The organism is Ochrobactrum sp. AP1BH01-1 (assembly GCF_018066705.1).
In the GTDB taxonomy this organism is placed as follows: domain Bacteria; phylum Pseudomonadota; class Alphaproteobacteria; order Rhizobiales; family Rhizobiaceae; genus Brucella.
In genome coordinates this window covers 446,529-460,132 of the sequence record NZ_JAGPOU010000003.1, presented here as the reverse complement: position 1 = coordinate 460,132, position 13,604 = coordinate 446,529, and the positions used below count along the sequence as shown (strand labels likewise).

Here is a 13,604-nt window from a genome sequence, read left to right as displayed (position 1 = left end):
CTTTGTATGTTCTATTCATGCGCATCTTTTCCGAAGCTTGCCGGATGCGCCCCAGCATTTGTTTCATCGCGCCACCCTGCGCAAAACCGCTCCGCTCTTTTGCCGGAAATGTTCCAGAATCGAAATCTAGCCGCAGCATCCGCCCTGGAAGGAAGCAAAATGCGTGCGGACAGCGTTCAGTTGCTGCCAGTTGACGCTGTAACGCGACGATTGGCGCTCAGGCTGATAATCGATAAGACCGGCCTGCACGAGAACCTTCAGATGTTGTGAGACCGTCGATTGAGCAAGGTCGAGCTTGCCGACAATATCCTTGCAGCAGCAGGCATCCTCCATCATCAACTGCCGGATAATGCGGATACGGACAGGATGGCCCAGCGCAGCGCAAAGGCGCGCTGCCGCTTCATCGTCAATCCCGAGTTGCCCGAGATCAGGAACAGCTTCAGGTGAGTTTTTGTCCAGAATCATATTCATCGTATATCGACGATATACGATTATGCTCCGGAGTTCAAGTTTTCGAGACGTTCTTTCTCCAAAAGCATGGCAACATGGAAACACACTATCGTGAGTGTCGCTCGCCGAAAATGCTCGTCAGTTGGCGTGATCTTCCAACTGGCGCTTCACCTCGTCGTCGCCCAAAGGCTCCTTCGGCATATTGAACACCTGACCGGGCCAGATCAGGTCCGGATTGCGGATCTGATCGCGATTGGCGAGATAGATGGTCGTATAGCGCGTCCCTTTGCCATAGGTGCGCTTGGATATCGTCCAGAGATTGTCCCCCCGCCGGATGATGACGGAGCCTTCCACTTTCTGCAGCGGAGCCGCACCTTCACCATGCACTTCCGAAGGCGCAGCCGTCTGACCTTCCGTATCGGAAGCAACTGCGGAGATATTCTCCCCAGCTTCGCGGCGGAACGGAACACGTGCCGTCGCCAGAACGCGGTTGGCGTTATCGAGCAAATCGGCGCGAATGATATAGTCCCCGACGCCGAGCGGCTGTTTGCTCTGTACGAGGAAACGGCCATCGGGCGAAATGAGGCTTGCGCCAAGCAAAGTATCGTTGGCATGGACGATAACGCGGTTGCCGCCATCGGCTTTACCTGCCACGAAAACCGACTGACCTTCGATTTCCACCGCCTCGATTGCAATCGGCAGAGCCTGCGCGGGCTTGGCTGCCGGCTTGTCGGTCTTGGCGGCAGCTTCGGGTGCGGCTTCCGTATTGTCCTGCGGCTTCGGCGTAGTTTCCGGCTTCGTAATCAGGCGGCTCGCCTGCCCCGGCTCCTCAACCAGCGCCAGCACTTGGCCCGACCTGGTTTCGGGCACAGAGACAATGGCGGTCTGCGTGGAGGTGGCGACATTGTTGTCTGCGCCGGTCGAACGCAGGACGAGTTGATGATCTCCCGCCTTCAGAGGCTCATCCAGAACAATGGCGAAATCGCCGCTGGCTCCTACCTTGGCTTTGCCCACAACAGTAGCGCCTGCCACGACCTCGACATCGGCATTGGGCAGCGCCTTGCCTGCGATCACGACCGAACCGTCAGGCTCGACACGAAGGAGATCGAAAACCGGCGTCTTGTTCTGCTGTTCTGCAGGAGCGGCATTTGCCTGCACGGCAGGCTCTTCGGTTGGCGCAGCCTGAGGCTTGGTATCGCTTGTCGCAACGTCGCCTGCTGGCTTCGCCGCCGCGGATGTCTGTTCCTCTGGTGCTTTCGTCTCGGATGGTGCTGCTTGTGGTTCGGCTGGCGCATTGCTCGACGCTGGCGCGGCGACATCGGATTGCGGTGTCTCAACGCGGGATCGTGTCGCATTCCAATAAAGGCCAAGCCCGACGACAATCGCGACGAAGCCGGTACCGAGCAATCCTAAACTGTTCTTTTGCATTTCGTTTCGAAACCCACGCCAGAGACTATAATGACGGGTTTATAGCTTTTGGCTTCCCCCCACAAGAAATCTGCACCGAAACAGCAAAAGGTACGAGGCTTTTTATTAGCAGGGTTATTGTTCTACACAGTTTGTCGGCTTCGACTGGTCCGGATCGTCCATAAGGTTATAAAGATCGGCCGTTTCGCCCTTGGTCCACCAGATATAGACGCCGCCGGCATATTTCGCTCCAGAGCCGGAGATAACGTTGGAGGCGACGATGGTTTCGTCTTCCAGCTCCAGTTCGGCAAGCGAAATATCACCGGCATTGTAGTAGGTTACCGAGACATTTTTCTCGCCACATTTGTAAAGAACGGAGTTGGTCGTCACTTCAGTGTCGTCCGGCAGTTTGATATTGATCTCGCCAGCCGATGCGGATGATGCGGCAAAGGTGAGCCCGAGAAACACAACCCAGTTCTTCATATCCAATCCACTTCTCAATCCAGAGTACATACCGATTGAGATATAACAATCGCCGCAAATGTCCAACAGTGACCTGGCTCACTGTCAGCAATCTTCTCCGCAAAATGAAATCGCAGGCGCTTGACGCTGAAAGGTCAAAAGCGCACAAGAAATCATGTCTGAGATTCGATCCATCTGTGTTTATTGCGGCTCATCTACGGGCCTGAATCCCATCTATCGCGAAGCGGGCGTTACGCTTGGCCGATCCATTGCCGAACACGGCCTGCGCCTTGTTTATGGCGGTGGCACGCGCGGCATCATGGGCGCGGTTGCTCAAGGCGTCATGGAAGCTGGCGGCGAGGTTACCGGCATCATCCCGACCTTCCTGCTCGACAAGGAAGCAAGCCTCGAAAAGGCCGAACAGCTGACCGAACTCATCGTCGTCGGCGACATGCATGAGCGCAAGCACCTCATGTTCCAGAAGTCCGATGCTTTCGTGACGCTTCCCGGCGGCATCGGCACGGTTGAGGAAATCGTGGAAATGATGACCTGGGCGCAGCTCGGCAAGCATCGCAAGCCGATGGTGTTCGCAAACATCAACAATTTCTGGCAGCCTATGCTCTCGCTTCTCGAGCATATGACGGCGGAAGGCTTCCTGCACACCGCGCATCAGGTGAAGCCCTTGGTCATAGACAAGGCGAAAGACATCGTTCCCGCCATCATCGCCGCCAATGGCAAGGCATCTGAAGGCGACCAGAAGATCATCGAAAAGATGTGAGTTTAGGGCAGTAGGGCAGTAGAAAGTTACAGCCGTCGCGGCCATCTACAACCTAAACATACTGCCTTATTCCCTTACTGCCCTACTGCCTTACCTCTTCACCAGCGTCGCCACGGCTTCGACATGTGGCGACCAGAGGAACTGGTCAATCGGTGTGACACGCATGACGCGATAGCCGCCCTTCACCAGAATCGCGAGGTCACGGGCGAGCGTCACCGGATTGCACGAAACCGCGACCACCTTCTCCACCTTGGATTTTGCCAGCTCAAGCGCCTGTTCTTCCGCACCTGCACGCGGTGGATCGAAAACCACAGCGTTATAGGGCAGCAGTTCCTTCGGCATCAAAGGACGGCGGAACAAGTCGCGGCGTTCGACCGAGACGGGCTTCAAGCCCTGCACGTGGCGGATACCGCGATCGAGAGCCGCAAGTGCCAGCGCGTCGTTTTCTACGGCATGAACTGCGCTCTTTTCAGCAATCCTCAGTGCAAATGTGCCGACACCGCAAAACAGGTCCGCGACGCGCTTGGCCTTGCCGACATGATCCAGCACGAGCTGCACCATCGCCTCTTCGGCATCCTCTGTTGCCTGCAAAAAGCAGCCGGGCGGCACCGGAACCGGCACCTTGCCGAAATGGATGAGCGGCTTTTTCGGTTCGACGATGATTTCACCTTCATGCGAAAGGCGCGCAAAGCCCTTTTTCATGACAAGCGCGGTCAGCGCGCGCCGTTGATCGTCGCTCAGTTTGCCGCAGCCGCTCGCCGCGAGATCAAGGCCGGATGCTGTCAGCGTTACCGCCAGCTTGAACGGCTTGGAACCGGGTGCAATCAAGGCACCGACCTCACGCAGATCATCAAGCCGTGCAATGATTTCCGGGACCGTTACCGCACATTCGACGATGTCGATAATTTCGTGACTCAAGTGACGGTTGAAGCCGAGCAGCACGCCCTTCTCCGTCTTGCGCGCCGCAAAAACAGCGCGACGACGTGTGCGCGGCTGGCAAGCCACCAGAGGCGCAACCTCCGTGTCGATCCCTCGGCCCTTCAGCGCGGAGACAACCAGTTCGCGCTTCCAGAGGCGATAGGGTTCTGCCTGCCAATGCTGCAACGCACAGCCGCCGCAATCCTCGAAATGCTGGCAGGCCGGCTCCTGTCGCTCCGGCGATGTTTCGAGAAGCGCCATAACCGTCGCGCGGTTTTTGTCGCGCGCGACGTTAGCCACTTCGCCCGGCAGCGTGAAAGGCACATAAATCTGGCCATCAGGAACATTGGCAACGCCATCGCCGCCCGCGCCAATCGAGCGGATAGTAATTTGCCCCGTGTTTGGCGTCGTCATTGGTCTTTCTTTCCTGCCAGGAGATATTCACGATTGCCATCGCCGCCCTCAATGGGTGACGGGCAAAGGCCGAGCGCGCGCCACCCGGCTTGCGTCTCCAGCCATAATCTCAGTTCTTCTGCTATGCGTTCGCCTTCTTTCGGGTCACGCAGAATGCCGCCCTTGCCGATAGCCTCGCGGCCCGCTTCAAATTGCGGCTTTACGAGAAGCGCGCAGATAGCATCTTTCTGTGCAAAGGCCAATGCCGCAGGCAAGGCGAGTTTCAGCGAGATGAAGCTCACATCCGAGACCACGCAATCGATTTCGCGTCCGTCCAGATGGGAAAATTCCAGCGCACGGGCGTTGATCCCCTCCTTGTTGGTAACGCGAGGGTCGGCACGCAATATCTCATGCAACTGGTCATGGCCAACATCGATGGCGACGACGTGGTTCGCTCCGCGCTCCAGTAGGACCTGCGTGAAGCCGCCTGTCGAGGCACCAATGTCAAGCGCAGTTCGCCCTGCCATATCAAGATCGAAATGATCGAGTGCGGCGATCAGCTTCAGGGCAGCACGGGAAACATAGGCGCTCGCCGGATCATCAACGGCGATATTTGCCGTGCGCAAAACCGTCTGTCCCGGCTTGGTGGCGGGCTTGCCGTCCACCTTGACCGTGCCGCGCTGGATCGCATCACGCGCCCGCGAACGTGTTGCAAAAAGCCCCAGCTCCACCAGCAGCTGGTCGAGCCGCAGGTTCTTGTCGCACGCCTCTCCGCTCATCGGTCAGGCGCGAAATGGCGCTGCGATAGCCTCGCGGCCAAGGGCAGCAAACACCGCCTGCACGATGCCTGCACGGTCAAGACCGGCCTCGGCATACATGGCATCCGGCTTGCCGTGATCCTGGTAGGTGTCCGGCAAGGTCAGGGCACGCACCTTGAGGCCACGATCCAGAAGTCCGTCCGCGGCGAGGAATTGCAGCACATGGGAAGCAAAACCGCCGACAGCCCCCTCTTCCACCATCACCAGCACTTCATGCTCGCGTGCCAGACGACGGATCAGATCATGATCGAGCGGCTTGGCAAAGCGCGCATCGGCCACCGTCGTGGAAAGACCGGCAGCGCCTAGTTCATCGGCGGCGGCAAGGCATTCCTGCAAGCGTGTTCCGAAAGACAGCAGCGCCACCTTCGTACCTTCACGCACGATGCGTCCCTTGCCAATTTCAAGCACCGAACCACGCTCCGGCAGGTCGACGCCGACGCCATCGCCACGCGGATAGCGGAAGGAAATCGGGCCTTCGTCATATTCGGCAGCGGTCCGCACCATATGGCGCAGTTCGGCCTCGTCGGAAGCGGCCATCACCACGAAACCGGGAAGAGCTGCGAGAAAGCCCGTATCGAAAGAACCCGCATGGGTGGGGCCGTCGGCACCGACCAGCCCCGCGCGGTCGATGGGAAAGCGCACCGGCAGATTCTGGATCGACACATCATGCACGACCTGATCGTAGCCACGCTGCAAAAAGGTCGAATAGATGGCGCAGAATGGTTTGAAACCTTCGCTGGCAAGTCCGGCAGCGAAAGTCACCGCATGCTGTTCAGCGATGCCGACATCAAACGTGCGCTGCGGGAACACTTCGCCGAAAAGATCAAGCCCGGTGCCGGACGGCATGGCAGCAGTGATCGCCACAATCTTGTCGTCGTGACGGGCTTCCTCAATCAAGCTCGTGCCGAAAATCTTGGTATAGCTCGGCGCATTTGCAGGCGGCTTCGACTGCTTGCCTGTAATGACGTCGAACTTGTTGACGCCGTGGTATTTGTCGGCGGCAGCTTCCGCCGGCGCATAGCCCTTGCCCTTCTGCGTCACCACATGGATCAGCACAGGCCCTTCCGGCGTGTCGCGTACGTTTTTCAGGATCGGCAGCAGATGGTCGAGATTATGGCCATCGATAGGGCCGACATAATAGAAGCCCAGTTCCTCGAAAAGCGTGCCGCCGGTAAAGAAGGCGCGCGCATATTCTTCCGACTTGCGGGCCTTATCCTGCAAAAATTTCGGCAGTTTCCTGGCAACCTGCTTCGCTGCCTCGCGCACGCTGCGGTAGGTTTTGCCCGAAACGAGGCGCGCCAGATAAGCGCTCATCGCGCCGGTTGGCGGCGCAATCGACATATCGTTGTCATTCAAAATGACAATGAGACGCGCATCAAGCGCACCGGCATTGTTCATCGCCTCATAGGCCATGCCCGCCGACATGGAGCCATCGCCGATAACCGCGATAACATTGCGCTTTTCGCCGGAAAGTTCCGACGCTACAGCCATGCCCAAACCAGCCGAAATCGAGGTCGAGGAATGGGCGGCGCCGAACGGATCATATTCGCTTTCGGCGCGCTTGGTGAAACCGGAAAGCCCGCCTTCCTGACGAAGCGTGCGGATGCGGTCGCGACGCCCGGTCAGTATCTTGTGCGGATAGGCCTGATGTCCCACATCCCAGATGATGCGATCGTGCGGCGTGTCGAAGACATGGTGCAGTGCTACCGTAAGCTCCACCACGCCCAGCCCCGCGCCGAGATGCCCGCCCGTGGTGGACACGGCGTCGATCAGCTCTTCGCGCAATTCCTGCGCGAGCTGCGGCAGATCGGATTCCGGCAATGCGCGCAGGGCTTCCGGGGTCGGCGCCTTGTCAAGCAATGGGGTCAGGGGTCGGGACATTAAAACAACCTGTTTCTGGTTCGGTTTTGTTGTCGGTATAGCAGCTACGCGACGGGATCAAGCAGGGAGACATCGTGTCCCAAAACCCAACTCAATTCACGTCATTCGGGCAAAGGTATGAAATCCTGCTCATCACCGGGTACAATATCGAAACGCCCGCTGCGCCATTCTTCCTTGGCCTGCTCTATCCTCTCCCGGGAAGAAGATACGAAGTTCCACCATACATAGCGCTTGGAACCGAGCGTTGCACCGCCAAAAAGCATGATATGCGCGCCTTCCGGCCCGGCCTGCACGACAATATCGTCGCCGGGGCGAAATGCCAGCAAGCGATCCGGCGGAAAAACTTCGCCGCCAATACCGACATTGCCCTGCAACGTATAAATCGCGCGCTCTTCGGCGACGGGCGGGATCGGGAAACGCCCATTCGGCTCTATCCGAATATCCGCATAGAGCGTATCGGCGTGCTGGATTACCGGTGACTTCAAGCCAAGCATGGACCCCATGATCAGCCGCCCGGAGAAATCTTTGTCCTCCATCACCGGCAGCTCGGGTGCATTGGTGTGAAAAAACTCCGGGCTTATTTCTTCCAGTGCGTCGGGCAGAGCGAGCCAAGTTTGAATACCAGAGATGGATAACGGTCCATTGCGTTCTTCTTCGGGCGAACGTTCCGAGTGCACAATGCCCCGGCCCGCGGTCATCAGGTTCACATCGCCGGGACGGATGACCATTTCGGTACCAAGACTGTCCCTGTGCCGAATATGCCCGTCGAACAGGTAGGTCACCGTAGAAAGGCCTATATGTGGATGCGGACGCACGTCCAGCGCATCGCCATCACGCAGAACAGCCGGTCCCATGCGATCAAAGAAAATGAAGGGTCCCACCAGACGGCGACGCACTGTCGGCAAGGCCCGTCGCACTTCCAGTCCACCAATGTCACTTGTACGCGGAATGACCAGCGTTTCGATGCTGTCTACCGAAGTCTTGTCGCCAAGGACCGGATCAGGACACGGGAAGAAACTCATGAAACGCTACTCCGGATGTTTGTCTTGACGCGCATCTTACCTGATCGAAGCAGGATCAGAATCAGTCCAGTGATTGATTTCCCTGCATCGGTCGTTCCCGCTTTTCGGGATGCGCTTTTATATAGGCGCCGTTCTTATTTATCGCATGGGCCTTCAAAACAAAACCGCACCGCCAAGCGGTGCGGTTCGATCACGATTTATACCAAAGCGCAGAGACGCTAACGTGCCACGCCTTAGTAATCAGCGGCCCTGTAACAGTTTTGAAAGCGAGCTGGCGTCCGGAACCTGTCCGTTTGTCGTCAGCTTGTCGACAAGGCCGGGCAGAACCTGCGAAAGCTGGTTCAGAAGCTCTTGCTGGTCGATCCCGGCATGCTCCGCGATTTCGCTCAACGTTTTCTGACCGATTGCGTCGCCGAGCTGCCCCGGCTCGATTGGATGGTTGGAACCCTGACCGACCCAGGAATCCACCTTGTCGCCAAGGCCCGCCTGTTTCAGTTGATCCAGGAGACCGCCAAGCCCGCCGCCGAGGGGTCCCGGAGCCGAGGGAGCCGCAGAAGCATTTCCGGCAGCCGCACCGCCGAGCAGACCACCAAGCCCGCCAAGGATACCGCCCAGCAAGCCACCGCCTGCCTGCGATTGATCCGGCACGGGCACGGGCTGGGCTGGAGCGTCCGCCGTATCGTCGCTATGGCCCTTCAGCATCTTGCCGATCAGCAGGGCGCCGAGCGCAATCAGAACCGGCTTCGCCAGGCTTCCGCCGGGGATAGGCGAATTGCCCGAGTTGTCGTCATAACTTCCCATCACACGATACTCCCTGTTATCCGATGCCAATTGTGCATTCGGTAAGATAAAGGTAAATGGGTTTCCCATTTTGACAAGCATTATACCTTGCAAATTTTGTAGCAGTGTGAAAATTTCCCAAGTGTGCGATACAAAAGTGTATTTGCGCATCGGGAGATATTAGATGTCTGTTATAAGCTGGATAATACTAGGCTTGATTGCCGGCTTCATCGGCAGCAAGATCGTCAATAAAAGTGGCCAGGGCCTTTTCCTGGATATTGCTCTCGGCATTGTCGGCGCCATCATCGGCGGCGTCATCTTCACTTTCTTCGGCGCACAGGGCGTCACCGGCCTCAACATATATAGCCTGATCGTTTCCATCATCGGCGCCATCGTGGTGTTGTGGGTCTACCACGCCATCTCGGGAAAGCGCTCCATCGGCTGATATCATATCATGCAATTCAGGCTCCGGCTCGTCCGGAGCCTTTTTAGTTTCGCTTGCCGAAAGTGCTTCCAATCAATGAGCTTTCTGGAACCCTATATTACCGCCTATGGAGCGTTTGCGCTTTTCGTGATCGTATATTTTGAATCTTTCGGCGCCCCTATGCCCGGTGAGAGCGCGCTCATAGCAAGCTCGCTGCTCGCCCTGCATGGAACGCTGAACATCGAGACCGTGCTTCTCGCAGTATTCACAGGCGCGGTGCTTGGTGATTGTACGGGCTACCTGATTGGGCGCTTTGGCGGCCGCCAGCTAATTCTGAGATACGGACACCTTGTAAAGCTCACGCCGGAACGGTTGGAGCAGTTCGAGAAACTTTTCGAAAGCAAGGGAATTTATGTGGTGGCGACCGCCCGCTTCGTCGTGCTTCTGCGACAGTTGAACGGCATCGTCGCAGGTTCGATGAAAATGGACCCGCTACATTTTCTGGCAGCGAACATTGTCGGCGCGGTAGCATGGACGCTCGCCTGGGGACTTGGCCCCTATCTGCTGAGCGGCGTTCTGGCGCCTTATGTCGCCCAGCTCAAAACGCTATTCTGACCGGATTGACCCGGTCAGTTTAATTCAAGTTAATTCAAGTCGATTTATTCGGGGTCGAGAGGCTCGGTGCCCACCGGCTGCCCATCGCGGCCAATGCGGATTTTCTCCACTTTGTCCTCGGCAGATTTCAGAAGCGTGTCGCAATGCTTCTTCAGGGCTTCGCCGCGTTCGTAGATGCGGATGGACTCTTCCAGCGGCACGTCGCCCCGCTCCAGATCGTCGACGATCTTCTCAAGCTGCTTCAGCGCATCCTCGAAGCTCATTACCGCAATGTCGGCGTTGGACGGTTCGGTTACCATGATTCATCCTTTCAACAGCCGCGTAATATGCGCAGACGCGGACTGCGACAAGCCCTCTAGATCATATCCACCCTCAAGCACACTCACTAGCCGGTGATCGCAGAACCTTTCTGCCCGCTCCATGAGTTTGCCTGTCGCCCAATCGAAATCCGCTTCGTCGAGGTTGAGCTCGGCCAGCGGATCACGAAAATGGGCATCGAAGCCCGCCGAAATAAGGATCAAATCTGGCCGGAAATTGTCCAAGGCAGGCAATACACGACTATTAAATGCCTCGCGGAATTCACGGCTTCCTGTATCGGGAGACAGTGGCGCGTTGAAGATATTGCCGACGCCGGTTTCATCCTTTGCCCCCGTGCCGGGATATAGCGGAAACTGATGCGTCGAACAGAACAGGACGCTCGGATCGTCCTTGAAAATATCCTGTGTCCCGTTGCCGTGGTGGACATCCCAATCGACGATGGCGACGCGCTCGGCCCCGTGCCGGCGCTGCGCATGACGGGCGGCAATCGCAATATTGTTGAAAAGGCAAAAGCCCATCGCGGTGGAACGTTCGGCATGATGTCCGGGCGGGCGGGCTGCGACGAACACATTATTCGCTGCGCCGGAAAATACATCATCGACCGCAGCCGTCGCTGCGCCGATGGCAGTCAGCGCTGCATCAAGACTTTTGGGACTGACATAGGTGTCGCCATCGAGCCTCACCACGGGCGCAGGTGCTTCCTCGTCCGAAGCCGGCTCCGGTATTCCGGCGCGAATGGCTTCCAAATGCTCTTCCGGATGCGCAAGCAGCACTGCCGCCTCATCGCCGCGCGGTGCCTCCACGCGGTCGAGCCGGTAGAAATCCGGTCCTTCCAGCTCACTCATCAGTGCCCGGATACGATCCGGGCGCTCGGGATGGCCGGGCGGGGTCAGGTGGTCGAGATAGATCGGATGCCAGTAAAGCCGTGTCGTCATAGTTTCACTATAGCATCTCACAGGCACATGACCATGACGGCCATGCGCCTGATCTGTCTGAGAGGTCAGATGATTTCGGTTCGCGCGATGTGGATGCCGAAACCTTCAAGGCCGACATAATGACGCTCACGCGACGCCAGAAGCACAATCGACGTGATGCCGAGATCCTTCAATATCTGCGCACCAAGGCCGATCTGACGCCACTCTTCCTCGCGGGCAACCGCTTCGGCATGGCTTTCATGGTCATTCGGAATCGCATCGCGGGCGCGGGTATCGTGGTGATCGGAACGCACGCCGACAGAACCTTCGCGCAGATATACCAGTACGCCGCGGCCTTCCTTGCCCATCTTTTCCATGATGGCATCGAGATTGCTGCCACCCTTCCCGAACACATCGTTCAGCACATCTTCGCGGTGCAGGCGGACCGGCACTTCCTCGCCGTCACGAATATCGCCAAACACGACAGCCACATGCTGCATGGGTTCCCATGGCAGTTCATAGGTATAAGCATGAGCTGCACCTGCGCAGGTCTTGACCGGTGCATCGCCAACGCGTTTGACCAGTGTTTCCTTACGCTGGCGATAGGCTATGAGGTCGGCAACGGTGACCCGGTGCAGCGCGTGTTTTTCGGCGAAAGCCTTTACGTCAGGGCCGCGCATGACGGAACCGTCATCATTGACCAGTTCGCAGATCACGCCGATGGGCGGGAGATTTGCAAGCTTGCAGAGGTCGACGGCGGCTTCCGTATGGCCGGACCGCATGAGGACACCGCCTTCGCGGGCAACCAGCGGGAAAATATGGCCGGGACGCACAAAATCCGAAGCGCCAGCGTTCGGGTTTGCCAGATTGCGAACAGTCAGCGTGCGATCTTCCGCGGAAATACCGGTCGTCGTGCCATGGCGGTAATCGACGGTCACGGTGAAGGCAGTGGTGTGGGCCGATTCGTTTTCGGCAACCATTGGCGCAAGATTGAGGCGCTTGGCTTCCTCGCGGGTCATCGGCGTGCAGACGATGCCGGATGTATGGCGGACGATGAAAGCCATTTTCTCGGGCGTACAATGCACGGCGGCGACAATCAGGTCGCCTTCGTTTTCGCGCCCGTCATCATCCATGACCACAACGATTTCGCCACGTTCAAAAGCACGAAGCGCATCGACGACTTGTTTCTGATTATAGCTCATTTCGACCTCTATATGTCAGACAACCGACGGGCCCAATCGTCGGCCAGATATGGCCAGTCTGGCCAAAATTGTTCAGACGCGGCCAGTCTGGCCCCAAGTTGTTTAGACGCGGCCAGTCTGGCCGCGGTGACGCAGATAATGATCGGCAATGGCGCAAGCCACCATCGCCTCGCCGATCGGCACGGCGCGAATGCCCACGCACGGATCGTGACGGCCCTTTGTCATCACATCCACTTCCTTGCCATCCTTGTCGACAGAGCGGCGCGGGGTCAGGATCGATGAGGTGGGCTTGACCGCGAAACGCGCCACAACCGGCGCGCCGGTCGCGATACCGCCCAGAATGCCGCCTGCATGATTGGACAGGAACAGCGGCTTGCCGTCATTGCCCATGCGCATTTCGTCTGCATTTTCTTCGCCGGTAAGACGGGCGGCCTCGAATCCGTTGCCAATTTCCACACCCTTCACGGCGTTGATGGACATCAGCAGGCTGGCGATATCCTGATCGAGCTTGCCGTAGATCGGCGCTCCGATGCCAGCAGGCACGCCTTCAGCAACAATCTCGATCACCGCGCCGACCGACGATCCGCTCTTGCGAATGCCATCGAGATAATCCGCAAACAATTCGACGGAACCGGCATCCGGAGAGAAGAAAGGATTATTATCCACTTCCGCCCAGTTCCAGCGGCGGTGGTCGATGCCGTGCACGCCCATGGCGACCAGTGCGCCCTTGACTTCGAGCCCCGGCACAATCTTGCGGGCGATGGCGCCCGCCGCCACACGCGCTGCCGTTTCGCGCGCCGATGAACGTCCGCCGCCACGGTAGTCACGAATGCCGTATTTGACGTCATAGGTGTAATCGGCATGCCCCGGACGGTACTGGCGGGCGATCTCGCCATAATCCTTCGAGCGCTGATCGGTGTTCTCGATCATCATTGAAATCGGTGTGCCGGTCGTCGTCATCGTCACGCCGTCGTCGCCCAGAAGAACACCGGAAAGCACCCGCACCTGGTCAGGTTCGCGGCGCTGCGTCGTATATTTGGACTGGCCGGGTTTGCGCTTGTCGAGATAGGCCTGAATTTCAGCTTCCGTGAAAGTGATACCGGGCGGACAGCCGTCAACAACGCAACCGAGCGCCAGACCGTGGCTTTCGCCCCAGGTGGTTACGCGGAACAGATGGCCGAAACTATTGTGAGACATGCGCGACGCCTGAATAAATTGTCCT

Annotated in this window: 15 protein-coding genes; 3 read left to right on the top strand and 12 right to left on the bottom strand. The window is 58.0% G+C overall.

The genetic code is table 11. The annotated features are described in order from the left end of the window. Positions 1-126 precede the first annotated feature (126 nt). From J9800_RS12830 to J9800_RS12820, 3 genes are all read right to left on the bottom strand, one after another. Positions 127-471 (bottom strand): ArsR/SmtB family transcription factor, encoded by a 345-nt coding sequence (locus J9800_RS12830; RefSeq protein WP_112590409.1) that lies wholly within the window; start codon positions 469-471, stop codon positions 127-129. A 117-nt stretch (positions 472-588) separates the two neighbouring features. Further along, positions 589-1,878, bottom strand: coding sequence for an Ig-like domain-containing protein (locus tag J9800_RS12825; protein ID WP_112590411.1), 1,290 nt, complete (start codon positions 1,876-1,878; stop codon positions 589-591). A 114-nt stretch (positions 1,879-1,992) separates the two neighbouring features. Further along, complete coding sequence (locus tag J9800_RS12820; protein WP_029925558.1) at positions 1,993-2,340, bottom strand: MliC family protein; 348 nt, start codon at positions 2,338-2,340, stop codon at positions 1,993-1,995. A gap of 154 nt (positions 2,341-2,494) precedes the next feature. Here J9800_RS12820 and J9800_RS12815 point away from each other — a divergent pair, with 154 nt between their 5' ends. Then, positions 2,495-3,097 carry an LOG family protein gene (locus tag J9800_RS12815; RefSeq protein WP_112590414.1) on the top strand — a complete coding sequence of 201 codons (603 nt, stop codon included), beginning with the start codon at positions 2,495-2,497 and terminating at the stop codon, positions 3,095-3,097. A gap of 90 nt (positions 3,098-3,187) precedes the next feature. Here J9800_RS12815 and J9800_RS12810 read toward each other — a convergent pair whose 3' ends face one another. The 5 genes from J9800_RS12810 to J9800_RS12790 all read right to left on the bottom strand — a co-directional run bounded on the left by J9800_RS12810 (position 3,188) and on the right by J9800_RS12790 (position 8,930). Continuing rightward, positions 3,188-4,429 carry a class I SAM-dependent RNA methyltransferase gene (locus J9800_RS12810; protein WP_112590416.1) on the bottom strand — a complete coding sequence of 414 codons (1,242 nt, stop codon included), beginning with the start codon at positions 4,427-4,429 and terminating at the stop codon, positions 3,188-3,190. Then, a complete protein-coding gene (locus J9800_RS12805) occupies positions 4,426-5,187 on the bottom strand; it encodes a TlyA family RNA methyltransferase (protein WP_112590419.1) in 762 nt (253 codons plus the stop codon). Before J9800_RS12805 ends, J9800_RS12810 begins: the two co-directional genes overlap by 4 nt. 3 nt (positions 5,188-5,190) lie before the next feature. Further along, positions 5,191-7,107 carry a 1-deoxy-D-xylulose-5-phosphate synthase gene (dxs, locus tag J9800_RS12800; RefSeq protein ID WP_112590421.1) on the bottom strand — a complete coding sequence of 639 codons (1,917 nt, stop codon included), beginning with the start codon at positions 7,105-7,107 and terminating at the stop codon, positions 5,191-5,193. Positions 7,108-7,208: 101 nt separating this feature from the next. Further along, a complete protein-coding gene (locus J9800_RS12795; protein WP_112590423.1) occupies positions 7,209-8,129 on the bottom strand; it encodes a pirin family protein in 921 nt (306 codons plus the stop codon). A 240-nt stretch (positions 8,130-8,369) separates the two neighbouring features. Further along, the gene (locus tag J9800_RS12790) at positions 8,370-8,930 is read right to left on the bottom strand and encodes a YidB family protein (protein ID WP_112590425.1); all 561 of its coding nucleotides are present in this window, start codon (positions 8,928-8,930) and stop codon (positions 8,370-8,372) included. Positions 8,931-9,093: 163 nt separating this feature from the next. Here J9800_RS12790 and J9800_RS12785 point away from each other — a divergent pair, with 163 nt between their 5' ends. Beyond that, positions 9,094-9,354 (top strand): GlsB/YeaQ/YmgE family stress response membrane protein, encoded by a 261-nt coding sequence (locus J9800_RS12785; RefSeq protein ID WP_061345118.1) that lies wholly within the window; start codon positions 9,094-9,096, stop codon positions 9,352-9,354. A gap of 75 nt (positions 9,355-9,429) precedes the next feature. After that, complete coding sequence (locus J9800_RS12780) at positions 9,430-9,948, top strand: DedA family protein (RefSeq protein WP_112590427.1); 519 nt, start codon at positions 9,430-9,432, stop codon at positions 9,946-9,948. A gap of 44 nt (positions 9,949-9,992) precedes the next feature. Here J9800_RS12780 and J9800_RS12775 read toward each other — a convergent pair whose 3' ends face one another. From J9800_RS12775 to aroC, 4 genes are all read right to left on the bottom strand, one after another. After that, positions 9,993-10,247 (bottom strand): exodeoxyribonuclease VII small subunit, encoded by a 255-nt coding sequence (locus J9800_RS12775; RefSeq protein ID WP_002963588.1) that lies wholly within the window; start codon positions 10,245-10,247, stop codon positions 9,993-9,995. A gap of 3 nt (positions 10,248-10,250) precedes the next feature. Beyond that, complete coding sequence (locus J9800_RS12770; RefSeq protein ID WP_112590428.1) at positions 10,251-11,201, bottom strand: histone deacetylase family protein; 951 nt, start codon at positions 11,199-11,201, stop codon at positions 10,251-10,253. A 65-nt stretch (positions 11,202-11,266) separates the two neighbouring features. Then, positions 11,267-12,382: a 3,4-dihydroxy-2-butanone-4-phosphate synthase gene (gene ribB / locus J9800_RS12765; RefSeq protein WP_112590430.1), complete on the bottom strand. Its 1,116-nt coding sequence runs from the start codon at positions 12,380-12,382 to the stop codon at positions 11,267-11,269. A gap of 102 nt (positions 12,383-12,484) precedes the next feature. After that, positions 12,485-13,579 carry a chorismate synthase gene (gene aroC / locus J9800_RS12760; protein ID WP_112590431.1) on the bottom strand — a complete coding sequence of 365 codons (1,095 nt, stop codon included), beginning with the start codon at positions 13,577-13,579 and terminating at the stop codon, positions 12,485-12,487. Between the last annotated feature and the right edge of the window lie 25 nt (positions 13,580-13,604).